At 65.5% G+C, this 25539-nt stretch carries 28 protein-coding genes and 2 pseudogenes; 3 read left to right on the top strand and 27 right to left on the bottom strand.

Features of this window, described 5'->3' with window-relative positions; all coding sequences use genetic code 11:
- Window position 1: 1 nt before the first annotated feature.
- The 12 genes and pseudogenes from J9314_RS14875 to J9314_RS19510 all read right to left on the bottom strand — a co-directional run bounded on the left by J9314_RS14875 (window position 2) and on the right by J9314_RS19510 (window position 9421).
- Complete coding sequence (locus J9314_RS14875; RefSeq protein ID WP_210603124.1) at window positions 2–1648, bottom strand: NAD-dependent epimerase/dehydratase family protein; 1647 nt, start codon at window positions 1646–1648, stop codon at window positions 2–4.
- Window positions 1645–2493: a GvpL/GvpF family gas vesicle protein gene (locus tag J9314_RS14880; RefSeq protein ID WP_210603125.1), complete on the bottom strand. Its 849-nt coding sequence runs from the start codon at window positions 2491–2493 to the stop codon at window positions 1645–1647. The genes J9314_RS14875 and J9314_RS14880 overlap by 4 nt, the downstream gene beginning before the upstream one ends.
- Window positions 2490–2813 carry a gas vesicle protein K gene (locus J9314_RS14885; protein WP_167198780.1) on the bottom strand — a complete coding sequence of 108 codons (324 nt, stop codon included), beginning with the start codon at window positions 2811–2813 and terminating at the stop codon, window positions 2490–2492. Before J9314_RS14885 ends, J9314_RS14880 begins: the two co-directional genes overlap by 4 nt.
- The gene (locus J9314_RS14890) at window positions 2810–3811 is read right to left on the bottom strand and encodes a gas vesicle protein (RefSeq protein ID WP_210603126.1); all 1002 of its coding nucleotides are present in this window, start codon (window positions 3809–3811) and stop codon (window positions 2810–2812) included. The genes J9314_RS14885 and J9314_RS14890 overlap by 4 nt, the downstream gene beginning before the upstream one ends.
- A gap of 7 nt (window positions 3812–3818) precedes the next feature.
- Window positions 3819–4271, bottom strand: coding sequence for a gas vesicle protein (locus tag J9314_RS19335; protein WP_281412336.1), 453 nt, complete (start codon window positions 4269–4271; stop codon window positions 3819–3821).
- A 13-nt stretch (window positions 4272–4284) separates the two neighbouring features.
- The gene (locus J9314_RS14900; protein WP_210603127.1) at window positions 4285–4779 is read right to left on the bottom strand and encodes a gas vesicle protein GvpO; all 495 of its coding nucleotides are present in this window, start codon (window positions 4777–4779) and stop codon (window positions 4285–4287) included.
- Complete coding sequence (locus J9314_RS14905; RefSeq protein WP_166822426.1) at window positions 4776–5027, bottom strand: gas vesicle protein GvpG; 252 nt, start codon at window positions 5025–5027, stop codon at window positions 4776–4778. Before J9314_RS14905 ends, J9314_RS14900 begins: the two co-directional genes overlap by 4 nt.
- A gap of 8 nt (window positions 5028–5035) precedes the next feature.
- Window positions 5036–5788: a GvpL/GvpF family gas vesicle protein gene (locus J9314_RS14910; RefSeq protein ID WP_210603128.1), complete on the bottom strand. Its 753-nt coding sequence runs from the start codon at window positions 5786–5788 to the stop codon at window positions 5036–5038.
- A complete protein-coding gene (gene gvpJ, locus J9314_RS14915) occupies window positions 5785–6219 on the bottom strand; it encodes a gas vesicle protein GvpJ (protein WP_210603129.1) in 435 nt (144 codons plus the stop codon). The genes J9314_RS14910 and gvpJ overlap by 4 nt, the downstream gene beginning before the upstream one ends.
- A gap of 31 nt (window positions 6220–6250) precedes the next feature.
- On the bottom strand, window positions 6251–7339 hold the full coding sequence (locus J9314_RS14920; protein ID WP_210603130.1) for an SRPBCC family protein: 1089 nt from the start codon (window positions 7337–7339) through the stop codon (window positions 6251–6253).
- A complete protein-coding gene (locus J9314_RS14925) occupies window positions 7332–8012 on the bottom strand; it encodes a hypothetical protein (protein WP_210603131.1) in 681 nt (226 codons plus the stop codon). The genes J9314_RS14920 and J9314_RS14925 overlap by 8 nt, the downstream gene beginning before the upstream one ends.
- A gap of 291 nt (window positions 8013–8303) precedes the next feature.
- Window positions 8304–9421: pseudogene (locus J9314_RS19510) on the bottom strand (carboxylate-amine ligase).
- Window positions 9422–9739: 318 nt separating this feature from the next.
- Here J9314_RS19510 and J9314_RS14940 point away from each other — a divergent pair.
- On the top strand, window positions 9740–10048 hold the full coding sequence (locus J9314_RS14940; RefSeq protein ID WP_210603134.1) for a hypothetical protein: 309 nt from the start codon (window positions 9740–9742) through the stop codon (window positions 10046–10048).
- On the opposite strand, the gene J9314_RS14945 is transcribed toward J9314_RS14940, so the two are convergent.
- The 11 genes and pseudogenes from J9314_RS14945 to J9314_RS14995 form a co-directional block, all read right to left on the bottom strand.
- Window positions 10043–11884 (bottom strand): MFS transporter, encoded by a 1842-nt coding sequence (locus tag J9314_RS14945; RefSeq protein ID WP_210603135.1) that lies wholly within the window; start codon window positions 11882–11884, stop codon window positions 10043–10045. The genes J9314_RS14940 and J9314_RS14945 overlap by 6 nt on opposite strands.
- A 144-nt stretch (window positions 11885–12028) precedes the next feature.
- Complete coding sequence (locus tag J9314_RS14950) at window positions 12029–13210, bottom strand: NAD(P)/FAD-dependent oxidoreductase (protein ID WP_210603136.1); 1182 nt, start codon at window positions 13208–13210, stop codon at window positions 12029–12031.
- A 66-nt stretch (window positions 13211–13276) separates the two neighbouring features.
- A complete protein-coding gene (locus J9314_RS14955) occupies window positions 13277–14077 on the bottom strand; it encodes an SDR family NAD(P)-dependent oxidoreductase (RefSeq protein WP_210603137.1) in 801 nt (266 codons plus the stop codon).
- A 41-nt stretch (window positions 14078–14118) separates the two neighbouring features.
- Window positions 14119–15492: an NAD-dependent succinate-semialdehyde dehydrogenase gene (locus J9314_RS14960; RefSeq protein ID WP_210603138.1), complete on the bottom strand. Its 1374-nt coding sequence runs from the start codon at window positions 15490–15492 to the stop codon at window positions 14119–14121.
- Between the two features lie 119 nt (window positions 15493–15611).
- Complete coding sequence (locus tag J9314_RS14965; RefSeq protein ID WP_210603139.1) at window positions 15612–16013, bottom strand: general stress protein; 402 nt, start codon at window positions 16011–16013, stop codon at window positions 15612–15614.
- Window positions 16014–16220: 207 nt separating this feature from the next.
- Window positions 16221–16601 carry a hypothetical protein gene (locus J9314_RS14970; RefSeq protein WP_210603140.1) on the bottom strand — a complete coding sequence of 127 codons (381 nt, stop codon included), beginning with the start codon at window positions 16599–16601 and terminating at the stop codon, window positions 16221–16223.
- A gap of 93 nt (window positions 16602–16694) precedes the next feature.
- Complete coding sequence (locus tag J9314_RS14975; RefSeq protein ID WP_210603141.1) at window positions 16695–17360, bottom strand: PepSY domain-containing protein; 666 nt, start codon at window positions 17358–17360, stop codon at window positions 16695–16697.
- 139 nt (window positions 17361–17499) lie between these two features.
- Window positions 17500–17904: a MarR family winged helix-turn-helix transcriptional regulator gene (locus J9314_RS14980; protein ID WP_210603142.1), complete on the bottom strand. Its 405-nt coding sequence runs from the start codon at window positions 17902–17904 to the stop codon at window positions 17500–17502.
- Window positions 17905–18418: 514 nt separating this feature from the next.
- The gene (locus J9314_RS19340; RefSeq protein ID WP_281412337.1) at window positions 18419–19270 is read right to left on the bottom strand and encodes an MFS transporter; all 852 of its coding nucleotides are present in this window, start codon (window positions 19268–19270) and stop codon (window positions 18419–18421) included.
- Window positions 19186–19761 (bottom strand): annotated as a pseudogene (locus J9314_RS19345) (MFS transporter); the annotation flags it as partial. The gene J9314_RS19340 and the pseudogene J9314_RS19345, both read right to left, overlap by 85 nt.
- A gap of 136 nt (window positions 19762–19897) precedes the next feature.
- Window positions 19898–20632: an SAM-dependent methyltransferase gene (locus J9314_RS14995; RefSeq protein WP_210603143.1), complete on the bottom strand. Its 735-nt coding sequence runs from the start codon at window positions 20630–20632 to the stop codon at window positions 19898–19900.
- Window positions 20633–20803: 171 nt separating this feature from the next.
- On the opposite strand from J9314_RS14995, the gene J9314_RS15000 reads away from it, so the two are divergent.
- Window positions 20804–21463: a helix-turn-helix domain-containing protein gene (locus J9314_RS15000; protein WP_210603144.1), complete on the top strand. Its 660-nt coding sequence runs from the start codon at window positions 20804–20806 to the stop codon at window positions 21461–21463.
- Window positions 21464–21500: 37 nt separating this feature from the next.
- On the opposite strand, the gene J9314_RS15005 is transcribed toward J9314_RS15000, so the two are convergent.
- Entirely contained in the window at window positions 21501–22604 is a 1104-nt protein-coding gene (locus J9314_RS15005; RefSeq protein ID WP_210603145.1) for an aminotransferase class V-fold PLP-dependent enzyme, read from the bottom strand.
- A gap of 54 nt (window positions 22605–22658) precedes the next feature.
- Complete coding sequence (locus tag J9314_RS15010) at window positions 22659–23375, bottom strand: SDR family oxidoreductase (protein ID WP_210603146.1); 717 nt, start codon at window positions 23373–23375, stop codon at window positions 22659–22661.
- A gap of 158 nt (window positions 23376–23533) precedes the next feature.
- On the opposite strand from J9314_RS15010, the gene J9314_RS15015 reads away from it, so the two are divergent.
- Window positions 23534–23902 carry a MerR family transcriptional regulator gene (locus tag J9314_RS15015; RefSeq protein WP_210603147.1) on the top strand — a complete coding sequence of 123 codons (369 nt, stop codon included), beginning with the start codon at window positions 23534–23536 and terminating at the stop codon, window positions 23900–23902.
- Window positions 23903–23923: 21 nt separating this feature from the next.
- Here the strand turns inward: J9314_RS15015 and fdhD are convergent, their stop codons facing one another.
- Together fdhD and J9314_RS15025 are read right to left on the bottom strand one after the other, a co-directional pair.
- Complete coding sequence (gene fdhD, locus J9314_RS15020) at window positions 23924–24805, bottom strand: formate dehydrogenase accessory sulfurtransferase FdhD (RefSeq protein ID WP_210603148.1); 882 nt, start codon at window positions 24803–24805, stop codon at window positions 23924–23926.
- A 4-nt stretch (window positions 24806–24809) separates the two neighbouring features.
- Window positions 24810–25343, bottom strand: coding sequence for a MogA/MoaB family molybdenum cofactor biosynthesis protein (locus tag J9314_RS15025; RefSeq protein WP_246490417.1), 534 nt, complete (start codon window positions 25341–25343; stop codon window positions 24810–24812).
- Between the last annotated feature and the right edge of the window lie 196 nt (window positions 25344–25539).

A 25539-nucleotide genomic window follows, 5' to 3' on the forward strand; every position in this document is an offset into this window, starting at 1 on the left:
CTCAGTCGCTGCGCACAGGGCTGACTCCCGAGGCCCGATCGTAGACAGCCCGATCCCGGCGGAACGCTCGGCTCCGAGCATAGCTGTGCACTGTGTCGAGCACTTCGCGTTGGTGTTCTGCCTTCTGCGCGGACTCACGGAACTGTTCGGCATCCAGGCCGAGTGCCTCGGCGTTGTCCTCAAGCGTCTGCCACATCCCCAGTTTGCCGATGACCGCGCTGCGCATGAGCTCGGCTTCGAGCACGAGAGTCATGGGCGAACGCTTGAGCAGCGAGCCGTTGCTCTTCAGCCGTCCGATCCTCTCTCCCACCCAGGAGACCGCCTCGGCGAGAGGACGGCGTCGGAGGCCCATCTGGCTGATGAGGTGCCGGACGTAGAGATGTTCGCCGCGGATCTCCGCGGCCAGCTCGGACAGGGCCGCGAAGACGGGAGTGTCGGCGAAGTCGGCCGCCATCCGTTCGATCCTCTCCGCTCCGGCGGTGGCCCCGGTGAGATGGTCGCTGAGATAGAGGCCCAGGAGGTCCATGTCGATCTCATTGTGCTGCTCGTCCGCACCCGATGCTTCGTGCCCGCTGCTCGTATCGTCGGTTGCCCGCAGCTGCGTATGTTCGACATCGCGTGGACGCAGCGGGACGGAGGCGGTGCCCTCGCCGTCGGCCATGCCTTTGAGCAGTTCGCGCGCGGCGTCCATGGCACTGTACTCCGGCTCCCAGTCGAGTTCCCGCCGTGCACGCGCATTGTCCATCAGCGGCACGTGCAGGCCCATGTCGAGCCATCCGGCATCGGCGGCGACCAGTGAGCTGCTGTGGCCCACGCTCAGAGCCGCGCGTACTGCGCCGTCCGGAACCTGGACGTGCCTGCCGTGGTCGAGCAGTTCGGCCAGATCCTTGGGATGGAGCACATCATCGGCGCAGATGTTGAAGGCACCCGGACGGCGATGGAGGACACTGGCGACATAGGCACGGGCGACGTCGGTCGAGTGCACCGCCTGAACGCCGCGCAGTCCCGCGGGCAGCGGCAGGAACGGCAGCCGACCCGCGCGCAGCAGCTGGACGGGCATCCAGGTGCTGAGGAAGTACCGCTGTATCTCCGAGGCGGCAGGGGCTGAGAAGATGAGTGCGGGGCGCAGCCGGGTCACCGTGATCTCGGGATGCTCGGCGCAGAAGTCGTCGAGTACGCGTTCCTGGGCGGCTTTGTCCACACTGTAGTGGGAGGAGCGGATCCCCTCGGTCGGCCATTCCTCATCGCGCCTGTCCATGCTGTCATCGGGAGAGTAGGCGCCGACCGAGGACGCCACGACGAGATGCGGGACGCCGGCCGCCGCGACGGCTGCGGCCACACGGGACGTGCCGTCGACGTTGACGCGTCGGAGCAGGTCCCGGTCGCTGTTGGGCTGGATCAGCCAGGCCAGGTGGATGACGGAGTCGGCACCGGTCAGCGCTTCTGTGAGATCGCGGTGCGCCGTGTTCTGGTTGCTCGCGGCGGCGATGTCGATCGCTCTCCATTCGCATCCGGAATACGGTTCGGCCTCGGTGTCGGGCATCCGTCTGGATATCCCCAGCACCGAGGTGACTTCGGGCGTGCGCCCGAGCACGTCGAGGACCGCTGTGCCGACGTTGCCGGTCGCTCCGACGACTGCGACTCTCATGTTGTCTCCCCCTGCGGGTTCGGCGTCGGCGCGTCTGGTGCAGAGCTGCTCGGGTTCCCCTCCTCGCTGATGGAGACGTCGGCGAAGGAATACGGCGGCCACGGGCCGAGGAAGCGGATGGACAGAGCCGGCTGCTGTTTCTGCAGCGCGGTGAGCTCGGCTCCCAGCGCCGTGATCTCTGTGCTTCTCACCAGGCACGAGGCCATGATCACCGGTGTCAATCCACTCTCGCGGCTCGTGGAGCGGTGTTCCTCGATGTCGAGACAGTGGGCGGCGATCCTGGCCCTGATCTCCGGATAGATCCTGTCGGCCGCTTGATCGACGATCTCCTTCTCCGTCTTCTCCAGTCGCTTCTCGAGCAGTCGGCGCACTCCTGCAGGACGGTTCTCCACCTCCGTCCTCATGTCGCCGACCTCTGCGTCGACCTCCTCGAGCAGGCTTCCGTCCAGGGACAGTTCGACGCGCAGCTCGGAGGTGTCGTGCAGCTCCTCGAGTCGTCTCGACAGCGTCTCCGCGGAGTCGTCGAGCCACTGTTCGAGCTGCTTCGTCGCCGTCGCCTCGGTCTCCGGGTCCGAGCGGACGATGACGTTGAAGGAGACCGGGAGGAGGGCCGGTGAGTTCTGCCAGGCATCATCGATGACTTCGCTGTGTTCGAGCACCCACCGACGCACGGAATCGTCCGGCCCGTCGAAGGGACCTCGGGTGTGGCGGTGGACCACGGCCCTCGGGCCGGTGTCGCGTCCGACCATGTGGAGCGCGGAACCGTCGATGCCCGTGACGGCAGGAGTGTAGTCATCGCCGGCGACGATGGCGTAGACGTAGAGCATGTCACCATCGGCGTTCATTCGACGCCCTTTCCGTTCTCCTCGGCCCATCTGGCCGGATTGATGAGCTTGTCGACGACTTCATCGACGACGTCATCGAGGCCTCGGTGCAGATCGTCGACGGAGCCGGTGATCCCGTGCTGGTCCTTGATCTGGTCCATCGCCTCATCGAGTTCGAGGAGGGCCTCGCCGAGGCGGTTCTGTTCGTCCTCGGTGAGGTCCCCGCCTTCCATCCGGCGCACCGCTTGGGTCTCGAGGGCTTCCTGAATCACCTCGACGAGGGTGACGACGAGGGTGAGAACCCCGTGTTTGAGGCTCTCCTCGTTGACATTGAGCGTCATGATGCTGCTCCTTCTTCGGCGCGGTCGGCGCGGTTGCTGTCAGGTCGCGTGGGCTCCTCGAGCGGCACGCGAGCCCCGTCATCGAGTGCTCCTGTTCGCCAGTCATCGAGCATCCTGGACCATGCACCGGCATCGTCTGCGGCCAGTGTGATGGTCGAGTCCCCGGTCTCGAGAATGAGGGCCTGTCCGTCGTCGGTGGGGTTGCTGTGCTCTTCCCGGTGCATGGCCTTCAGCTGTTCAGGGGAGATCCGCACTCGGGCGCGGCCGTCCATCGGCGACCTCCAGGTCAGTTCCGTGTTCGAAAGCTGCGCCTGCCCGCCGCGCCACGTGCTCCCGGACGACAGGGTCTCGAGAAACCACATCCGTCCCTCTCGCAGAGGTCGGTCCTCCGCCGTCGTCGCCTCCGGCGCCGAGGATGAGCCGCCGTCGGCCCGGTCGAGCCGAGCCTGGACCAGGGAGATGAGGCGATCGGGCTCGAGGGCCGAAAGGATCGCCTCGGTGCCGTCGTTGAGCCCGACGAGGATGCGCGTGCGCTCTTCACCTCCGATGGAGGGCTCGCGCAGCGCGGAGACCGAGGCGATCGCGTCCAGGCGCGTCTGCCACAGTGTCTCTGCAGGGTCCCGTCGATGGATGATGAGACGCTGGGTGGTGAGATAGGCGCTGCCGGGCCGCCACGTCCGATAGAAGTTGTCCTGATAGTGCCCTCCTGCCATCTTGGCGAGGATCTCCTCGTCGGCGGCCAGCGGCAGATGTGTGCGGACCGCTCTCTGCACCCACTCCCGGGTGTCTCGGTCCCACTGCTGCATCATCCCGTACTCGATCATCGTCTCGATCCCCGCGATCGTGGCGCGCAGATTGATTCCGATGAGCGGGATGTCCGACACCGAGATGATGAGGTCGAGGTTGAGATGGACGCCCTTGTTGAGAAGCACCTCGATGAGATCGGGCAGAGTCGCCCGCGGGTCGCGTGTGGGCTGCATGATTGCGTCTGCGGGCATGGTCGCCTCAGCGGTCGTCGCCGGAAGAGCCGGCGGCTTGTTCCGAGGAGGTGTCAGCGTCGTCCGCGGAGTTCAGCTGGGCCTGCTCCCCGGCCTCGATCCGCTTCGAACGCGCACTCTGCCACCCGCACCAGGGGCAGTAGTCGTTCATCAGCTGCGCGAGTGCGGAGCGCTTCCCGCATTCGGGGCAGGTGTCCTTCTGCTCGACTGCTTCCTTCCATGCGACGGTCTCCCGGTCCGTGCCCGCGGGGAAGTCCAGTCCGTAGCGGGCCGCGGTCTCGAAGGAGGCCAGGGCGGCCCTGATCCGGATTCCCAGCAGCTCGACACCGGCCACGGAGACCATGATGTCCGCGTTGAGGACCAGGCCTTTGTCCAGCAGCGTCTCCACGACGTGCAGGAGCGTGCCTTCCTGGCTGCGCTGCGGCTGCATCGCGTCGTTCGACTGATTCATGATGCTCATATCGCCCTTTCGATCACTCGCTCGGCCGGCCGCGAACGTAGCGATCCTTCCTGTCATAGGCCATGAGCTCACCGTCCGCATCGAGCTCGACCTCGTACTCGGCCAGCAGATCCGCGCTGTCGGGAATGCGTCGCGATTCCACGACCTCCAGACGCACGGACCAGCGGTCGTCCTTCCACCTCGTGCCGACCACGGACTCCGGAGGTCTGCCGGTGAGGGTGCTGAACTGCTCGATCGCCTTCTTCACCGCGCTGACCGCAGAGATCCTCTGACCGGTCGCGCTGTGGGACCGACTCTCCGAGCGTGAGGACGACTTCGCCTTCTCAGATGACGAGGACGTCGCCTTCTCGCGTGAAGACGACGCGGATGCGGACGACCGGCGGGGCGTCCCGGCTGTCGTGCGCTCCTTCTCAGCCGGCTTCCGGGCGCGCTTCGTGGTGGTGCCCCCATCGTCTGCAGAGTTGCCCTCTGCTCTCGACTCTTCGTTCGCTCTCGACTCTTCGCTCATCGGTCCTCCTCGGTTCTGCGCCGACGGCCCTCGAGCAGTCGTCCGACGAGCTCACGCTCGAGGGCATCGGCTTCGTCATCACTGATCGATCCGCGCTCGCGTGCCTCGGCAACCTCTTCCAGCTGGCGCCGGATGGCACCGGGATCGAAATAGCGCTTCTCGGCTTCTCCTCTGACCTGCTCGGCGACCCATACGGTTCCCTTGAGCGGTGCCAAGGGAGCACCGAATACTGCTGACAGGAGTCCCATGACGTCACCTATGCCTCGGGGACGAAGTCGTAGGGTGCCTGCGGTCCGATCAGCCGGAATCTCATCCGCTCCTGGTTCGCCTCGGCCAACTCCTCGATGACGGCGTCGAACTCGTCGAGGGCGTCCCTGCGGACCAGCACCGCCACCTCGGCGACGTCCTCGGCCTGGCCGACTTCTCGCATCGCCGTCTCGACGGTCGCGGAGCGGATCTGCTCGAGGATCGGAGGAGCTTCGGTCCTTCTCCAGCTCTCCATCGTCGTGACGACGATCTCTCCGAGCCGGATGCGTTCGTTCCGCGTCTCGTCTTCGCTCGTGCCGCTGATCCTCTCCCTCAGCTCGGCCACCTCAGGGTTGCCGCTGACGATCTCCCGCAGTATCGCGTCTCGATCGAAGGTGATCCTCAGGGTGAACTGCGTGCATCCGGACAGCTGTTCGAGCGCCTCGGCGAAGACCTCCGCCTGCGGAGCGAGAACCTCCTCGGCGATATCGGCCCCTCCGGGGACGACGGTTCCGAATGCAAGCGGCAGCACCGGCTGCTTCTCGGCCAGCTCGTCGAGGACGACGCTGTGGTTCTGCAGAGCTTCGGGAGTGCCCAGCATCCCACTGTCCGCGAGTTCCGTGACCACGGCCGCAACTGCCCCGGACTCGACGAGAGCAAGGGCATTGCCCTGCATCCCGTCGGGCCCGGTCGGCAGCTCGGCACCGGCGCGTACGATCCCGTACAGATACCGATCTGCCAAGGGTGCGCCTTCTTCACTCATTCGGACTCCGAGGAGCTGCGCGCCGGGCGTTTGGTCCGGCGACGCGACTTCTCCTGGTTCGAACTCTCATCGGAGTCGTCATCGGAGTCATCCGAGGTGAGGGCATCCTTGATGCCTTCCACAGCTCCTTGGGTCTTGCCCTTGGAGCCGTTCTCCATCATTCCGCCCATCATCTCCGGCAGATCGCGTCCGCCCTGCTGGGTCAGATCGAGGCGGTTCGTCGCTTCGGCGAAGCGCAGATAGGTGTCCACGCTGGCGATGACGATGCGCGCGTCGATCGTGAGAATCTCGATCCCCACCAGTGAGACGCGTACGTATGCATCGATGACCAGGCCCTTGTCGAGGATGATCTCGATGACGTCCGCGAGCGAGCTCGATGACGGACGGTCGACGTAGCTGCCGCGTGAACGTTCAACTGTGCTGGTGCTCATTGTCCTTGCCTACTTCCCAATCGGAGGGCGCTCAGCCGCGCCCCTCATCGTCTGGTTCTTCGGATTCCTCGTATTCCACGGGCTCCTCGGACTCAGCGGCCTCCGGCTCCTCCTCGAAGTCCTCTGCGGGCTCCGCGTCGTCTGCCTCGGCCGGTTCCTCGTCCTCGTATCCCTCTGCCGGCTCCGCGTCATCTGCCTCGACCGGTTCCTCCTCGTATTCCTCTGCCGGTTCCTCCTCGTAGTCCTCATCGGCGTCGCCCTCGGCGGGCTCCTCCTCGTAGTCCTCATCGGCGTCGCCCTCGGCGGACTCGGCCTCTGACTCCTGCTCGAGGCCGTCCTCGTGGGAGGTGACGAGTTCCCCGTCGCGGATCTCTCCGCGCCATCCTTCGACGCTGTCGGGGTCGAGCATGATCTGTCTCATCACATGACGGACGAAGAACTTCAATTCGAGGCGGAAACGACGGGGCACGGTGAACCACAGGGCACCGACGCCTTCCATGAAGCCCTGTTTGTGATACTCGCCCACTGCAATGATCCGAGTCAGCCTGGGCGCGACCTCGTGGAAGGAGATGCTGCCGCTGATATAGCCCTTCTCGCCGGTCGATTCCCAGACGATGTGGGAGTCGGGAACCTGCTCGGTGATCGTGGCTTCCCAGGTCCGATGCGACCAGACGGCCTGTCCCTTGATGCTGAGGGTGACATCGTCGGTGCGTTCGACGTTCTCGACCTTCTTCATGAAGTCGGGCCAGTCCTCGAACGTCGTGAACGCGTTGTAGGCCACGTTCAGAGGGACACCGACCTCGGCGGTCTCCACGATGTTGGAGAACTTGAAATCACCGGAGCCGCCCGAACCGCTCGAGCCGCCGCCGAACAGACCCTTGACCTTCTCCTTGACACCGGTCGTCGCTGCGGACAACGCCGCTTTCGCCGGTGACTTGCCCTCGGCGATCTCCTCTGCGCCGGCCTGGGCTGCGGGTGCCGGACCCTCGCCCACACCATCGAGACGATCGGCGATCTTCTCGACTCTGTCGCCGACGGAGTTCACCGCCTTGCGTCCGACGGTCTTGGCAAATTCTCCGGCCTGCTGTTTGAGGCCGCTGAAGATCGAATCATCACTCATCTTCGGCCTCCTCGGGCTTGGCGGTGGCGCGGGTCGATGTCTTCTTCGCAGTCGTCGAGCGCTTGGAGCCCGACTTCGTGCGCGAGCCGCGCGAAGCGGTCGAAGACTTCGACGAACGCGTGCCCCTCGCAGAGCGGTTCGACGTCGTGGAGCGCTTGGCTGCCGGCTTCTTCGGAGCTTGCTCCTCTGCCTGCGGCTCTTCGTCGCCCTCCTGCTCATCGTCGGTCTGCTCCGCCTCCTCGGCTTCAGACTCCTCCGCGTTCTCGGGAGCGTTCTCGTCCTCTGCCTCGGGTGCGTCCTCTTCGTCGTCCGCGCCCTCACTGTCATCGACATTGGGGTCGATCGAGTCGGCGGCGTCATCGAGCGTCGACTTCATCTTCTCGGTCTGATCCTGAAGCTTGACGCTGAGCTGATCGACTCCCTTCGCTGCCACGGCTTTCACCGCGCTCTTGCCGGATTCGGCCAGGCGACCGGTGATCTTCTCCTGAAGACTCTTGAGCTCGGGCGAAGAATCAGCGAATTCCTTGAGTCCGTCCAGAAGCTGATCGCGATTCTTCGCTGCAGTCGTCCCGGCTACGGCTGAAGCGACCGTGAGTGCCAGGCCGAGCTTCTTGGTTCTGCCGAGCATGTAGCCCGCCAGTATCAGGCCGGTGATCTTCATCTTGTTGTTCATGATTGCCTCCGTCTCCGCGCTGATGGGCACGGACCGAGATTGAAGGATGGAAGCCAGGGGCCCAGGGCTGGGATTGCCATGCGATGGGTTGGCGCCCCTCTGTGCTGATCGCTGTTTCGCGGTATATCGCCTCGTGACGAGTGCGGTGAGAATTCGTCTCCGCCTGTCGTCCGAGACCGTCGCAGAGTCCTGAACGCGTCTGCGGGCTTTCGTGGAAGCCAAGAGCAATCTGCCCTTTTCACAATCGTCTGTTCAGCCACCCCGAATCCGTCAAGGGGGGTCAGAAACGGTTCAGAGTGTCGCAGCATAGTGTCTGGACTCATCGTGAGAAATGTCTGTCAATCTGTGTGATGCGAATTCCAGCAGGCCCCCTGTCCCCTTTATCGCCACCTCCCGACGCTGTTCTTCGGACCCGGTACCCCACTTGAGAAGACGACAGAGCCCCTGGTGAACTCGGTCGGCGTCCCCTGTGCGCAACAGGGCCGGCCGTGCATGGTCGAAGGCTTTTCGGACGGCTTCTGCAGCCGGTGTGGTGGTCAGCGTCTCCGGGTCGAACAGCGCTCCCGTGAGGCCGAAACGCGCAGCCTGCCAATGAGCGATGTTCAGCAGATTCGCAATGACCGGGTCGCTCACCCGGTCGTTCATAGCGACGTCTGCGAGCGCACGGATGAGCAGCGCGAGGGTCACGGTGGTCTCGGTGTCCAGCTGCACGTCACAGGTCCGGACTTCGACGGTCCTGTGCCGGGCGAGAGCCTGACCAGCCACCCCAGAGTCGCCTCATCGATCACCACGTCGGACCGCAGCGCAGCATCGGTCTGCGCGTCGTAGTCGTCGAGGTCGTGGAAGTGAGGCGGAATGCCGAAGACGACCCACCGCCGGTAATGGATGGAACGCCAGCTGGCGAACCCGCTGTCGGCTCCGCGCCAGAGGGGAGAATTCGCGCTCAAGGCAGTGAGCACGGGAATCCAGTTACGCAGGCCGTTGACAGCCCTCAGGCCTGCTTCCCTGGTGGGGATGTCGACATGGACATGCATGCCGTTGACGTACTGGTCGGCGGCGATCCCGGGGGCGAGCTGTGCGAATTCACGGTACCGGCCGCCCTCGCTGACTCCCGCCGGAGTCTCCGGAATCTGAGGCGCTGTGCCGAGGCCGACAGCGAGCAGCCCGCGCTGCCCAGCCGCTGCCGAGAGGCCGCGGCGAAACGTGTGCAGCGATTCCAACGCCTCGGCAGCCGTGGTCAGGACGGGAGTTGCGAACTCGATCTGGCCGGGCAGCCATTCGGCGCAGGCTGATCCGCTGCGCGGACTCACCGCGCGCTGGATCTCCTGCAGGCCGCTCTCCGATCGAGCAGGCAGCAGAGAACGTCGATCGACGAGGAGGAATTCCTCCTCGATGCCGAAACCGCTCATCTCGTCACCTCATTCCGCTTCTGACCCGCTCACGCTATTGGACGGGCGGCAGATGCGACAGAGGCGACGGGGCCTCACGGAAATACCTGCGTAGAGGTCCGGAAGGAGGGCGCGCGCAGTGGGGGCTCGCGGCGATTCAGACGCGGCAGCCGGATCGTCGATCACCCCTAGCCTCGATCGAGAAACAGAACATACACTTTCCGGAAGATCCGAGACGGGTGACCCGAGCACGATCGAGGGTCGCTGGGTTCCGGATCGCCGACACACCCGGCAGGACAGACTTCCTGTTGCCGATCCACGAGCCGAATCAGCAGACGAATGGACGATCAGAACCCGAAGCGCATCGATCCCCGATCCGGCACCGAGTTCTCAGACGAGCGAGCAATCAGAAGACGGAGGAAGCTCAAAGAGGTTGCCGAATTCTGGAACATGTCGGTTTTCGGAGTGTGGCTGCACTATGTCAGCCTCGGCGGTGATCTCACCGAATACGAACTCGACGCCTACCTCCACGAGGCCTACTTCCTCACCCCCTATCAGCACGACATTCTGGCCGAGGCCGTCAATGAACTCATCGATATGCTTCCGCCGCCTCCGCGAGCCCCGCTGACCGACGAAACCGGTCTATGACCGATCGCCTCGGTACTCGAGCCTGCCTCGGCGATTGCGATGGACTGCTCCCTGTCGAATCGCTTCCCGCACCGCCGCATGGAAGCGTCCGGGGCCCCACCGGCGAGCGCCGATCGCACGGTAGAGCTCCACCTCTCCGACAGGTTCCATGTCGCGGACGAAATCGATGATGCCGTTGACCTCGTTGGCCGAGACCTCGGGCGGGACGTCGCGTGAGGACACCGAAGGCCACGGGGCATAGACGCCGACCGATCCCGGGCCCGGACGCAGGCGATCTCCACGGCTTCGAGCCTCGGGCCCCGCCGACGATTCGGCCGTGCCGGCGGAGTCTGCCCGCTCGCTGCGCTCGGTCGGTTCGGCACCGCTCTCCGCGGCGCCTTCGGCACTCTCAGCGTCCTCGGCCGTCAGGGGTCGGGCGATGTCTTCGAGGTCGGCACCTTCCGCCTTGACTCCGAAGATCAGTTCGGCCACGCCGCCGAGCGCCATGACAGCCGCCCCGATGCAGAACGCCCAGGCCACCTGGGAGCGGTCGCCGGACTCGATCATGCCGCCGAAGAGCAGCGGTCCGGCGATGCCTCCGGCGGCGGTGCCGATGGCGTAGAAGAACGCGATGGCCAGAGCTCGGGTCTCCATCGGGAAGATCTCGCTGACGGTGAGGTAGGCCGCACTGGCTCCGGACGAGGCGAGGAAGAAGCAGACGATGAGGATGATGAGGAAGAGCCATTCTCCGCCGACCTCGGCGTTGAAGACGAGCGCGAGGACGACTGCGACGACCGCCGATCCGAGGTAGCTGAACGAGATCATCGGTTTCCGACCGATCGTGTCGAAGAGTCTGCCGAGGACGACGGGGCCGGCGAAGTTGCTCAGCGACCACAGGATGATGAAGATCGGCACGCTGGCCTCGGCCACTCCGTAGAAGCCGTTGAACAGCGTGCCCAGGTTGAAGGTGATCCCGTTGTAGAGGAAGGCTTGCCCGACGAAGAGGAGGAGGCAGAGGAACGCTCGCTTCGGGTAGATCGTGAAGGCGACCTTCATGATCTCGACGAAGGAGATCGTCTTCCGCTGCCGGACGGTGATGGTCTTCTTCGGCGGCGGCAGGGTCTGTGAGGTCTCCGACTCGACGCCGTCTTCGATCTCTCCGACGATGCGTTCGGCCTCGTCGTTCTGACCGTGGATGAACAGCCACCTCGGGCTTTCGGGCACGTTCTTCCGCACGACGAAGACGAAGATCGCCAGCAGCATCCCGACGGCGAAGGCCAGACGCCAGCCGATCATCTTCGGCAGGATATCGGTGTTGAGCAGGAGCAGGGTCGTCGCCGCCCCGCCTGCGGCACCGAGCCAGTAGGAGCCGTTGATGATGAGGTCGATGCGACCGCGGACACGGGCCGGGATGAGTTCGTCGATGGCAGAGTTCACAGCCGCGTACTCGCCGCCGATGCCGGCACCGGTGAGGAAACGGACGAGGAAGAAGTACCACGGAGAGAAGGAGAACGCGGTGGCGACCGTGGCGACGAGATAGAGCACGAGAGTGATGAGGAAGAGCTTACGGCGACCGAAGCGGTCGGTGAGCTGGCCGAAGACGATTGCGCCGACACAGGCACCGAGGACGTAGATGGCTCCGGCGGTGCCGATCTGCCCTGCGGTCATGTCGATGCCGCTGCCCTCTTCGGTCATCCGAGCAGCGACGTTGCCGACCATCGTGACCTCGAGTCCGTCGAGGATCCACACACTGCCGAGTCCGACGACGACCATCCAGTGGAAGCGGGCCCACGGCAGCCGGTCCAACCGGGCCGGCACATCGGTCTTGATCGTCCCGAGTTCGATCTTCTCGCTCATCTCACGCCTCCTGGACACTTCCGGGACAGAGTCCCCTGATTGCCAGGAAGTCTAAGCACACTCTGCGGGGCCGACAAGGCATGGTGGGAATGCCCGAAGGCGAGTAGTCTACGGCTCCCGCGGGTCCGTCCTCGGAGAATCAGTTCACGAGATCCTGTTCACGAGATCGCCCGGTACGTGTTCCCAGTCTTCGCCCAGGACCTCCCGAGCGTCATCGAGTCGGCCCTCCATATTCACCATGAGAACCCCGCGGACGCGTCCGTCCTCGCCGAGGTAGTACACCACGCCGTCCGTATGGGGCTTCTGCCAGTCTTCGACGGTGCGCAGAGCGGGATCGAGCTCGCCGACCGCCTGGTAGCCGAAGTCGAAGACATTCGTGTAGAAGTACGGCGTGTGGGTGTAGGACTCGTTCGCGCCGGCCATGATCCGCCCGACGGCCCTGCCCATCTGGGTGGCGTTGTCGACGTGTTCGACACGCTGCCGGCCGAGGAGCCTGTCCGGATAGCGAGCAACGTCACCAGCCGCGAAGACGTCCGGTTTCGAGGTCCGCAGCGATTCGTCGACGATGATCCCGTCATCGGTCTCCAGTCCCGCATCCTCTGCGAGCCGGGTCGCCGGTGCGATGCCGAGGCCGACGACCACTGCGTCGAACTCATGCGACTCGCCGTCCCAGTCGAGCACCACTCGATCGCCGTCGACGTGCCCACCCGAAGCCTTCGTGCCCGGCACGAGAGTCACTCCGTGGCTGCGATAGAGTTCGTGGAACTGCTTGGCGAGGTCCGGCGGAAAGATGGAGCCGCCGAGGGTGTCGTCGTCGAAGATCAGAGTCGTTCGGGTCGTGTTCTGCACCAGAGCAGCGGCGAGTTCGGTGCCGATGAAACCGCCGCCGATGACTGCGATGCTCAGGTTCTGGCCCGACAGGTCCCGCAGACGGCGGTAGTCGGCGAATTCGCGGAAGCGGATGACCCGCTCGCCTTCGTCCAGATCGATGCCCTTCGGGTGCCCGCCAGTGGCGAAGAGCAGCTTGTCATAGGTGAAGTCGCCGAGGGTCGTCCTCACGGATTTCGCGTCGACGTCGACCTCGGTCGCTTCCGTGCGCAGGCTGATCCGGGCTCCGGTCGCCTCGGCGGTGTCGAAGTAGTTGTCGCTCTCATCGAAGCTCTCGTCGGTCCACAGTCGCTTGCTCAGCGCGGGACGCGTATAGGGCTCGTCGACGTCATCGCTGATGATGGCGATCGAACCCTCCTCGTCGATCTCCCTGATCCCCCGGGCCGCGGAGTCAGCGGCCATGCCGCCGCCGATGATCACATATCGGAACTCAGCCATGTCGGATGCTCCTCTTCCTGTCGTCTCTGCTGTGCCTGTATTCGGTGTTCGGCGCGCTGTGGCGCACTAGATCGTGGCAACCGATCCGGCGTCCACGCGATAGTTCGAACCGTTGACGAAGCTCGCGGCGTCGGAGCACAGGAATGCGATGACCTTGGCCACCTCCTCCGGTCGGCCGCGGCGACCGAGCTCCATGAACGGACGCTCCTCGCGCAGGAACGAGGCGATGGCCTCGTCGAAGCTCGTTCCCTTCTGCTGTGCTCGCTCATTCATCATCTCGTCGGTCATGGCGGTGGCGATGAACGCCGGAGAGACGGTATTGACCAGCAGTCCTTCGGAGGCGTACGTGCGTGAGAGTCCCTTGGCCAGGGAGAGCATGCCGGCTTTGGCCGCACAGTACGGCAACTCATCGTCATAGGGCTGCACCGCGTCTTCGGAGGACACGAACACGATGCGGCCCCAGCCACCTCGGCGAAGCCCTGGAAGGAACGCCCGCGTGACACGGACCGGTCCCATGAGGTCGACGTCGATGGTTCGGTCCCAGCCCTCCTGGCTGATCTCGTGGAACAGGCCGCCGGCCCCGTGAATGCCGGCGACATTGACGAGGATGTCGAGGTCACCGACCTCGGCGGCGACGGTCGCGGCGAGAGCGTCAACAGACTCGTCATCGGCGATGTCCGCGTCGTGGGCGTAGATTCGCTCCTTGAACTCGGCGAGTTCGTCGACGGCGGCTTTGAGTTCATCAGGATCGGGGCCGGTCATCACGACGACGGATCCTTCGGCGAGGAGCTGGCGGGTCGTCTCCAGTCCGATGCCCGAACTCGCCCCCGTCACCAGGGCCTTGCGGTCGCGGATGTTGAGATCCATCTGTTTCCTTCCAGGTTTCGGTTTCGTTCTCAGCTGCCCGATCAGGGGGTGCGGATGAGCTTCCTGTTGACGAATTCGCGGATGCCCTCGGCACCGAGCTCCCGACCGACGCCCGAGCGCTTCGTGCCCCCGAAGGGCAGGTCGGGTTCGGTCCAGGTGGCCTGGTTGATCCACACCATTCCGGTGTCGATGCGGTCGGCGACGCGTTGGGCCTTCTCGATGTCATCGCTGACGACCGTGCCGCCGAGGCCGAAGGAGGAGTCATTGGCGAGTGCGACGGCTTCATCCTCGTCTGCGACCGAGTAGACGACCGCGACGGGACCGAACAGCTCCTCCGAGTAGGCGCGCATCTGTTCGGTCACCCCGGTCAGCACCGTGGGTTCGACGAAGGCACCCGGTCGATCGACTCGGTGCCCGCCGGTGTGGACCTTCGCACCGTGGTCGACCGCGTCCTCGACCTGTTCCATGAGGTCTCGGGCGGCCTGTTCGGAGGACAGAGGTGCCATCGTCGTCACAGAGTCGGCCGGGTCGCCGGCGACGAACTGCGACATCTTCGCCGTCAGCAGATCCACGAACTCGTCGTAGAGATCTTCGACCACGATGAGACGCTTGGAGGCGATGCAGCTCTGGCCGGAGTTCGTCATCCGCCCTTTCACAGCGGCGTTGACGGTTGCGTCCAGATCCGCTGAATCGAGGACGACGAACGGATCGCTTCCGCCGAGTTCGAGGATCGATTTCTTGAGATTGTCTCCCGCGCCGCTCGCCACTGCCGCACCGGCGCCTTCGGAGCCGGTCAGCGAAGCGCCTCGAACACGCTCGTCGGCGATGATCGTCTGGATCTGATCGTTGTCGGCGAAGACGTTCTGATAGCAGCCGGACGGCAGACGCGCATCGTTCATGACCTTCTCGAACGCCAGAGCCGACTGCGGGCAGTTCGATGCGTGTTTGAGGATGATGGTGTTGCCCGCCACGAGGTTCGGTGCGGCGAGCCGGGCGACCTGATAGTAGGGGAAGTTCCACGGCATCACGCCGAGGATCGGGCCGATGGGTTCGCACTTCATCACGGCGCTGCCTCCGCTGGCGGGTTCGAGCCGTTCGTCGGAGAGCAGCAGCGGTCCCTCTTCGGCGTAGTAGCGCAGGATCCTCGCCGCCAGTTCGACCTCGGCCTCAGCCTCAGCGCGCAGTTTGCCCATTTCGAGTGTGAGGAGCTCAGCGAGGTCCCACCTGCGCTCGTCCATGAGGTCCGCCGCTCGGGCGAGCGGAGCGGTGCGATCGCGGACATCGGTCGTCCGCCATGCCTGGAAGGCAGCGTCGGAGGCGTCGATGACGGTGGAGATCTCCTCGTCGCTGGCAGTGGGGAACTCCTTGAGGACCTCTCCGGTTGCCGGGTTCGTCGTGTTGAATTTCGCGGTCACGGCTTCTCCTTTCCTCGAAGTTCGGAAGGTACTCAGCGAAGCAGGGATCACGTCTGCTCCGCGACCTCAGCCGAACCGAGACTCCACCGTCCCAAATCTCGATGACCGCGACCAGCCCCTTACGGAGTCCGGCGTTTGCCTTTATAATCCGCACAGCGATCGGGTTCGTCGATCACAAGCAGAATCGCTCCGTTGTCGAGCTCGCATTCGAACTTCTCTATTTCATCGGAATCGAAGCCGTACTGCTGAAAGCGTTCCCTGAGTTCGTCGTCTCTTTCGTTGTACCGTTCGGCCACGAGTTCCCTGACGCCTTTCAGAGTTCCGCCGGCACCGGTGCCGACCACTTCATCGGCACCTTCGGCGTCATGGGCGAAGATGTGCAGGGCCGTCTTCGGCACGCCCTCCGAAGCGAGCTTCTGCACATGGTTGAGCACACCGATGTCGTCGTGAAAGGTCTTCACGATCGGCTTCTGACTCGTCATGTCCGGCTGCTGTGAGTTGAGATCGTCGTTGCTTCCCATGCCGCTCAACATAGCATTGCGAAGTTGCGCCGCCAGCTCAGGTGGGTGTGCCGCCGAGCATGCCGGCGACCAGTCCGAGCACGGCCAGGGCGGCTAAGACGATGATGATCACACGTTTGCCCATGACCCGATTCTACTGTGGCCTCCCCGGCCGGTGTCGACGCTGCGATTCGCAGGCCGCGCTCACCAGGGCCTTCACCGCGGCCTTCACCAGGGGTTGGCGTCCTGCCACCGGGTGAACCAGTATCGGTCACCCTGATAGTGCGACTTCTCCGGCTTGCACCCCTTGAGGTCGGAGTTTTCGCCCAACCAGTTCCGCACCAGCAGCTGGACCTCATCCAGAGACTCCAGCCAGTCGTCGAGCGGCAGCAGGAGCACCGCACCGTCGACAGAGGTCAGGCGGCACGAGTAGTTCGGCAACCCCTCGGTGATCTGCGAATGCGTGTAGGTGATCTGATCGCAGCCGGTGGTGAGGTAGAAGCGGATGTACTCCCCGCAGACGAAGGAACACAGCGTCTTGAAGTTCCGATAGCGGGTGATCCACGCCGGCGTCTCGGAATCCTGCGCCGGAGCCTCATATTCGTACATGAGTTCTATTGTAGCGCCGGCCGGCGGACGGTCACCCCTTCAGTCGGCCAGCTCCCCAGAGTGCGGTCAGCCTGCCAGTCGGCGGTCGGCCAGTCAGTCGGTCATGACCTTCTTCGATTTCACGTCGACGGTGACCTCGACCTCGTCTCCGTTATCGTCGAAGTCGAACTGGTATTCGCGCTGGCCGTCGTCGTATTCGAGCTTCCAGCCGGTGAGACTTCCCGAGGCCTTCTTCTTCGCGAGGTCGAAGGCCTCGTCATAGGTCATCGGGGACTTCAGGTCGATGGCCTTCTCGGGATCGTCGCTGCTTTCGGACTCGTCTCGGATGACCTTGCCCGAATCCGCGTCGATGACGACCTTGTGGTCGGTGTCGCCGTCCTTGATCTTGACGTCGTATTCCCACTTGCCGTCGTCACTGTCGTAGTCGAGTTCGACGGCGTGGAGGATTCCGTCCTTCGCCTTGACCTTGTCTTCGGCGGTCTTCACCGCATCCTCGGCGGAGGTGGACGGCATCGTCTTGCTCAGGTCGGCATCCTCGGGTGTCGTCGACGCCGAGGCTGATTCGTCGGCGCTCTTCGAGCCGTCCGCGGAGCCGCTGTCGCCGGCCTCTTGACTCTCACCCTGGGACTCGCTCCGGGTCTCGTCCGGCGCCGGGGAGTCGGAGGAGCTGTCGCCTCCGGAACTCGAACACCCGGCCAGGGCGAGTCCGGCGCTGAGCGTGCAGATTGTCGTGATCCGTGTCAGTCGCTTGGCGTTCATGCGGCCAAGCTAACACTCGATCATCAGTCTGGCCAGCGACCCGATCACCCATGCAGAATCATCGGCCGCCGGGCCTCCTCCCGCCTTTGGGGGCACTCGCCTGTCCGCCTTCGGGGGCGCAGGCGCCTCCCTGCTCACCTCAGGGTTCGCCCTTGCGCGGGACATCCCTGTTTGGGGCTTCCTCGTCGGTATTCGCAGCCGCCGCGAGCACGCCTCGGGGCAGGTCCGCCTCGGTGAGTGCTTCGAGGAAGCGGATCACGGCCTGCCTCTCCTCACTGCTCATCGCCGCCGCGGCATCGAAGCGGCGAGCATGCTGACGACCGATCGCCCCGCGAGCAGCCAACGCCGTCGACTCGGTGACCTCGATGCACAGGGTCCGCTTGTCCCGCGGGTGCGGCACGCGCACCAGGTGCCCACCGTCGACGAGGCGGACGATGAGTTTCGTCGTCGATGCCCCCGAGATCCCGACCCAGGCGGCAATGTCCTTCGGGGTGACGAGGATCCCCTGCTTCTGAGCGTGGATGAGCATACGAATGGCGCGCATGTCCGACTCATTCAGTTCCATGTAGCGTCGAGCTGCCTCAGCGAGCAGGCGATCAGCTTCGCGCCATTGGTGCAGCGCTTCCATCACGGCGGTGCTTTCGCGGATTTCGGCGGCGGTCAGCCGGGAACGGTCGGAGAATTCCGACTCATCCGAGAAATATCTGAGCCCTGAGCTCGAGGGCGCACTGCCGTCTGCCGATGTCACGCTGACAGCTTACTCGGCATGTGCTAGATTCATCATTAGCCAGGCTAACGAATATGGCGAGGCCGGACGGATGAACGTCGTCGACGAGAGTCGCCGGCGATGATCCGAGCGGTCAGCCACTCCCCTCGAGGCCCGGCCGAGCGATCCCCTCGCTCTCTCGCGGCGGCGTACTGCGAACCCCACCTCGCAGTGCGCCGCCCTGCGGGTTCGACTGATTTTCACGTGTGCGAGGGTGCCTTTCGCAGCGACGCGGGTTTGACCGTCGCTGCGACTGGCCATCGCGAGATCTTGAGGCGCGGAGCGACGTCTGTCAGCCGCGGGTGCGCTGGCGGATGAGCACGAGGGCGAGCAGCGCACACAGCAGGTAGACGGCACCGACGACGATCCACCCGAGCAGGAAGCCTCCCGCCGAGCTGACGAGCAGTCCCATGCCGAGCGGCCCGAGTGCGAAGCCGAAGAACATTCCGGCAGTGACCATGCCGCTGGCCGAGACCATCGATGGCGCGGGGATGACGCGCATCAGTGCGGACATGAGCACCACCGAGACCCCGAGCGCGGAGATGCCGTGCAGGGCCACCGCCACCCACATGAGCGCCGACCATCCGGTCGCCCCCGCGGTGAAGAACAGTGCCGCTCCAGCCAGGGCGATGAGGGCGAGCACGAGCAGCAGGTGCGGACCCGAGGCGCCCTTGGCCATGCGTCTGGCCCAGCTGACTCGGGCGATGACGCCGACGATTCCGGCCAGGGCAGCAGTCGCGCCGCCGAGGACGAGGGAGAAGTCGAGCTCGCGCACGGCGAACAGCGGCATGTACACGTTCGTCGCCTGCACGCCGATGCCGTTGAGCAGGCCGAAGGCCGCCAGAGCCCAGACCACTCCCGGGTGTTTCGTCCGCGGCGCGGGGGTGGTGTCGGCTGGGCCGGATCCGGACTGATCGTTCGCGGTGCGGTCGAGCGATGCGGGCGGGTCGGCTCCCTCGGCGATGTCAGCTGTCCCGGATTCGGGCTCAGCGTCCGCGGTCGGCTCGGCCGCCTCGGCTCGGCCGCCTCGGCGGGGGTGCCGGTGGTCGGAGTGGGAAGCAGCGGGGTGGCGCGCAGGGATCGCCAGGTCATGACGAGCAGGATGATGGGGATGATCGCCACGGCCACGGCCGCGCCGCGCCAACCGAGCCCGATCGCCAGGACAGGGAAGGCCAGGCTCGCAACGAGCTGGCTGACCTGGACACCGGACTGTTTGATGCCGACCCAGCCGATCCTTTTGGCGGTGGGGACGCGCTCGAGGAGGATCCGGTTGGTCACGCCGTTGGGGAAGGACTGGGCGACCCCGGCCAGGGCCGCGGCGAGCAGCAGCATCCAGAATCCGTCGGGCACGGCGACCAGGAGGAGGGCGAGCGTGCTGAGGATGAAGATGAAGGCCATGAGGGCCAGGTCGGAATGCCGGTCGGCCAGCCTGCCCATCGTGGCGTTGCCGATGGCCGCGGCGCCGAAGCAGGCGGTCGCGAGCAGGCCGAAGTGGCCCTCGGAGATGCCGAGTTCGGCGATGATGGAGTCGCTGGTGGCGCTGAGGCCGTAGAGCAGGATCGGACCGGCCGCGACCGCGCCGAGGAGGACGGTGATCAGTCCGATTCCCGGAGCCTTCTGCTCAGTGCCGGTCATCCGCCGCTCCCCCTCTGGTGTTCTGAGCTCTGCTGTCGTGCCGGAGCTCGTGCGCCCTGGCTTCAGGTCAGCATCGTAGCTGGATGGCGGGAGCGCAGGTGAGGGAGGTCAGGGGCTGGACAAGGCTACTGTCTGCTCAGCTGCGTCGCAGCAGGATAACCCCGTCTTTGACCGTTGCTGTTTCGACGCCGTCGGGGCTGGTCGCCTCGCGGAGGCGGATCTCCTGCTTCTCGAGAGTCCAGTCGGCATCGTCGAGGTCGAGCGCGGCCACTTCCTCGCTGGGGGTCTTGAGCACGCTGAAGTGCTTCTGCAGCTCTGGGTCGTTCGGGTCGTCGGTGCCGTGGAAGCGCAGCGACCACTCGGGGATGTCGTCGGGGCCTTCGAAGACGTGGGTGACGAGGAGCAGGTGACCGCCGGGACGGATCTGTCCGGCTGCCCGGCGGAGAATCTGCTCGCGGGGCAGTTCGACGGTGGAGTGGAAGAACGAGGCGGTGACGAGATCGAAGGTCTCCGTCGTCTCCCACGTCGCCAGATCCTGGGTGACCCAGGTGATCGCTTCGCTCACACCCGCCGTCCGGGCGAGTTCAGCGCCGCGTGCCGTGGCGGTCGCGGAGATGTCGACCGCGGTCACCTGCCAGCCTTGGGAGGCGAGCCACACGGCGTCACCGCCCTCGCCGCATCCGAGATCGAGAGCGGAGTGCCCCGGCGCAGAGGGCAGCTCGGAGACCACCGCGGCCATTGTGCCGTTGACGTTGCCCGACCAGCGCGCGGGACTGCCGGAGTATTCGCCCTCCCAGTACTCCTCGGGTGAGGATTCGTGGCCTGCGTGGCTGTCGTGCTCGTTGTGGCTGACGTGCTCGGTGTCGTTCATGCTTTCAATTTCACCGCAGAACTTGCGCTATTGCAAACGATCTTGCAGAATCAGCAAGACATTGCCTTGGGCGGGGAGCGGGTTCGGCGCTCGGCCGACGCGCAATCGGTGTCTGGCCGGCGCGGGTACTGCATCGCGGCTTCGGGGCGAAGGGACGACGGAGGGACGGACATGACCGACGAGCTCAAGCAGATCGGGCCTCGACTGCGGGCACTGCGCACCAGCAAGGGGTGGACCCTCGACCAGTTGGCCTCGCGTGCCGAGATGTCGACGAGCACCCTGTCGCGCCTCGAGTCGGGCAAGCGGCAGGCGAGCCTCGAGCTGCTCATCCCGCTCACCCGCCACCTCGGCGTCGGGCTCGACGAACTCGTCACACCGAATCCGCCGGATCCCCGCGTCCGTCGCCGCTCCGTCCGCAGGAACGGGATGGTCATCACCCCGCTCGCCCCGGAGGGATCGCCTGTCGCGACGTTCAAGATCATCTACCCGCCGGTCGCCGAGGCACCGGAGCCGCGGATCCATGACGGCTTCGAATGGTTCTACGTGCTCTCAGGCAAGGTCCGACTCCACCTCGGCGATCAGGACCTCATTCTCACCCGCGGTGAGGCCGCCGAGTTCGACACGCGCGTTCCGCACAGCATCTCCGCCACGGGCGCTAAGTCTGCGCAGGTGCTGAGCATCTTCAACGCCGAGGGCATGCGCATGCACACCCACACGGCCGCCGGTGACGGTGAGGATGGCGCTGAGGGCGACAGCGCCGATCTCGCGGAGAGCGACATGGTGGTCGATGCCGATGGTGCGGAGGGTGACGCCGAGGCACAGGAGGAATGACGCCGAGGTGGAATGACCGCCTCGAGGACGGCTCGCCTCACAGCGTCCCGCGGAGGGCGGTGAGGGCCGCCGCGACGTCGTCGCCATCGTTGTAGAGGTGGAAGCCGAAGCGTGCTCGCCCGTCGGCGACGGAGAACCGGACGCCGGCATCGTCGAGTCGCGCCAACCCGGCGTCCGGCACGTCGACGGAGACGATCGCCGAGTTCGATTCGTCCAACCCGAGGCCCGTGCGGAACGCGTTGGCCAGACCGATGTCATGGTCATGGATCGCGTCGACGCCGACGTCGAGGAGGAGTTCGAGGGCCGGAGCCATCCCCACCCACGAATGCCACGCCGGAGAGATGTCGAAGGCCCGAGCGGAGTCTGCGAGCTGCAGGGGCATGCCGTAGCTTGCGGCACCTCCGGCGGCGAACCATCCTGCCGCGACCGGGGTGAGACGGGAAGTGAACTCGGACTGCCGGCTGCGCACCGATTCGGGTGTGAATGTGCTGGTCAGCGGCCGCATCGTCAGCAGCGCGGTACCGCGTGGAGCGCAGAGCCATTTGTATCCGGCGACGGCGAGGAAGTCGACGCCGGCACCGTCGAGTGGAAGCCAGCCGGCGGCCTGAGTGCCGTCGAGGACGGTGAGCGCACCCACCTCGGCGGCGCGGTCGATGATCGCGGGGGTGTCGGCGACCTCACCCGTCGCGGACTGGGCGGCGGAGAAGGACACGAGCGCTGTCGAGTCGTCGACCGCCTCGGCGAGGGATTCGAGCGGGGCGGTGCGCACGCGCACGCCGCGGTGGGTGTGGACGGCGAATGGGTAGACCCCGGAGGTGAACTCGATGTCGGGGACGAGGACCTCGGCGCCGTCGGGCAGGGCGGCGGCGATCGGGGCGAGCAGCTGGGACACGGCGGCACCGGTGGCCACCCATTCGGCGGGGAGGCCGACGAGCTCGGCGAAGAGCTCGCGGGAGGTCTGGACGGACCCGGCCCAGCCCTGCCACGGTCGGGCTCCACGCCGATATTCGTCGAGGGAAGACTGGAGGGCGTCCCACCCGCGCCGAGGCGGCGGACCGTATGAGCAGGAGTCGAGGAAGGTGCGGTCGATGTCCCATTCGGTGCGGGCTTCATCGACGGTCAGCGATGGTCGTGATGTCATCGGTTCTGCCTTTCCGGACTCATGGTCGGCCGCGGCCGACCATGCTCATCCAGGCTACGCCACGTGCTCGGGATACGAGGAGGCGGTGAACCGGCCGCGATCCTCCGACAGTCCCGCCTTGAGCGCTATGGCAGCGTCGTCGGCGAGGATCTCGTTCACCCCATTTTCGAACTGGTCGAGGGCGGTGGCGACAAGTTCCTCGGGGCGGTTCTTCGGGACATCGATGCCTGCCATCATGTCTGTGTCGGTGCTTCCGAGAAAGAGGGAGCTGATCTGGATCCCTGTTCCGGCCAGCTCCTCTCGCAGTCCATTCGACATCGCCCAGTTGGCGGCTTTGGATGCTCCATAGGAGTTCGAATGCTCGTAGCCCAGCCATGCCATGACAGATGAGACGTTGAGGAAGCCGCCGTGGCCGCGTTTCCGCATGATCGGCGCGAACGCTCTGACCATGTGCAGGGCACCGAAGTAGTTGACTTCGATCTCCTGGCGGATGTCGTCCATATCTCCGTCAACGAGTCGGGCGAAGGATGAAAAGCCGGCATTGTTGACGACGATGTCCGCTTCACCGACCCTGCGGGCGACGGCGTCGACCTGATCCTGGTCTGTGACGTCCAAACGGATCGCCTCGACTCCCGGCAGATCGACGGTCTCCGGTCGACGGGCGGCCGCGTAGACCTTCGATGCGCCTCGCTCGAGCAGTTGGGCGGCGAACTGTCGGCCCAGACCGCGGTTGGCTCCTGTGACGATGGCAATGCTCTTGTCGATGTTCATGTCTGCTTTCCTCTTTCTGCTCTGCGCGGCGTCGGTCTCCGACTTCGCACTCTCTTCGTGGCCACTGATCGCAGTGGTTACCGGTTCGCCCACCAGGTGCGGCGGGTGATTCGATGCTAGAGTCTGACGTCGGCGTCAACTTCAAGAGGATGAGGCGAATGTCACAGAATTCACATCCGGCAACGCGTCTGCCCCTCCTCTCCATCGGAGAAATGGCGCGACGGGCCGGCTGCACCCCGCGTGCCCTGCGCTACTACGAGGAACAGAGTCTGCTCGCCCCGGTGCGAACCTCCGGCGGCCAACGCCGCTACCGGGCCGATGATGTGGAGCGGGTACTGCTCTACAGACGACTCATCGATGCCGGCCTCGGGACCGAGGTGATTCGTGAGCTCCTGCCGTGCATGAACGGAGCCGCGAGCGCGGATACCGTGGCCACGCTCGAGCGCGAGCACGCGAGGCTGATCGACCAGGCCCGTGAACTCGAGGAGACCGCGAGCAGACTCAAGAGCATCCTCACGTCGCTGTGAGTCGATCGGTGCTCACCTGCGCTAGGCCACGCGCTCAGGGTACGAGTAGGCATTGAACCGGCCGCGGCGGTTGAAGCCGATGACGGTGACGCCGACACTGCGGCCGTGCTCGGCAGCCATCGCCGAGGGCGCGCTGACCGCCGACATCATCGGGATGCCGGCCATCGCGGACTTCTGGACGAGCTCGAACGACGCCCGGGCCGAGACCTGCAGGACGGTGCGGCTGAGCGGCAGTCCATGGTTGGCCATGGCCCAGCCGATGACCTTGTCCACGGCGTTGTGCCGACCGACGTCCTCACGGCCGACGAGCAGTTCGGGTTCGGCGGTCGGGTCGTCGCCGACGGCGAAGAGTGCCGCGGCATGGACTCCCCCTGTCTTGTCGAAGACGGCCTGCTGCGAGCGCAGACGGTCCGGCAGCTCACCGATACGCGCGGCCGAGAGCAGGGGCGGGAACTCGTACTCCCCGTCCTCGTCGACGTGGCAAGTGGCGGGGATGAGCGGATAGGCCGAGGTCTTCGTCACCGCGTCGATGGCCGCCGTCCCACAGATCCCACACGAGGACGAGGTGTAGACGGATCGGGCGGGGGCCGCCTCGGCGCTCCAGGTTCCGGGTCGCAGCCGCACCTTCGCGACGTTGTAGTTGCGGGACCCGTCGGGGGCGAGCCCGGCGGAGAAGTCGATCTCGACGATGTCGTCCATCGAGGTCACGACCGCCTCGGAGAGGAGGTACCCGGCGACGAGCTCGACGTCGTTGCCGGGGGTGCGCATGGTCACGGAGAACTGCTCGCCGTCGAGGTTGATCTCGAGCGGCTCCTCCCCGGCCAGGGAATCCGGGCCCGCGGAGATCTCGCCGGCGGCGTCGAACTTGTGGACCCGGGCACGGACGGCCTTGCGCTGTGCCATCGGCTCAGACCCGGGGTCCGTGGTCGGTGGTGTCCTCGACCGAGGTCTGGATGTGCTCGAGGAGGTCGTCGATGACGCTGATGCCATCCTTGACCCCGCCCTTCGAACCGGGGAAGTTGATGACGAAACTCCGGCCCCGCACGCCGGCGACTCCGCGACTCATCACCGCCGAGGTGGTCGATTCGAGCCCCTTGCGCCACATCGCATAGACGAGGCCCGGGGACTGGCGTTCGAGGAGTTCGGCGGTGAACTCGGGTGTCCTATCATCGGGGGCGAGCCCGGTGCCGCCGCTGGTGACGATGATGCGCGGACGCTTGTCCTCAGGAGTGTCGACGAGGAGTTCGCGCAGGGCCTGGCCAACGGGTTCGCCGTCGCGGACGACGATCGCCTCAGGTGTTTCATAGCCGCGGCCGCGCAGCCAGTCGACGAGGATCGGGCCCGTCGTATCCGCGGCCTCTCCCCTGGCCGCCGAGGTGGAGGCGATGATGACCGCCGCCTTGCGTCCGGCGCCGAGGAGGCCGGTGTTCGTCTCACTCACCTGCATTCCCTCTTCCCATGTCAGCCCTGTGGATCGTGCGTTTCGTCAAGTGCCGCGGCCGATCGGGTGATCGCCGGCCGCGTCGTCAGCCCCATTCTCCCACGCCGTGCGTGAGGCACCAGCACCTTGCGAGACACTGCCTCTGCACGCTGAGTTGACGGCCCGAGACTCCGGCCGCAGGGAATCCGACTCGGAT

It is taken from the genome of Brevibacterium oceani, assembly GCF_017948325.1.
Taxonomy (GTDB): Bacteria; Actinomycetota; Actinomycetes; order Actinomycetales; family Brevibacteriaceae; genus Brevibacterium; species Brevibacterium oceani.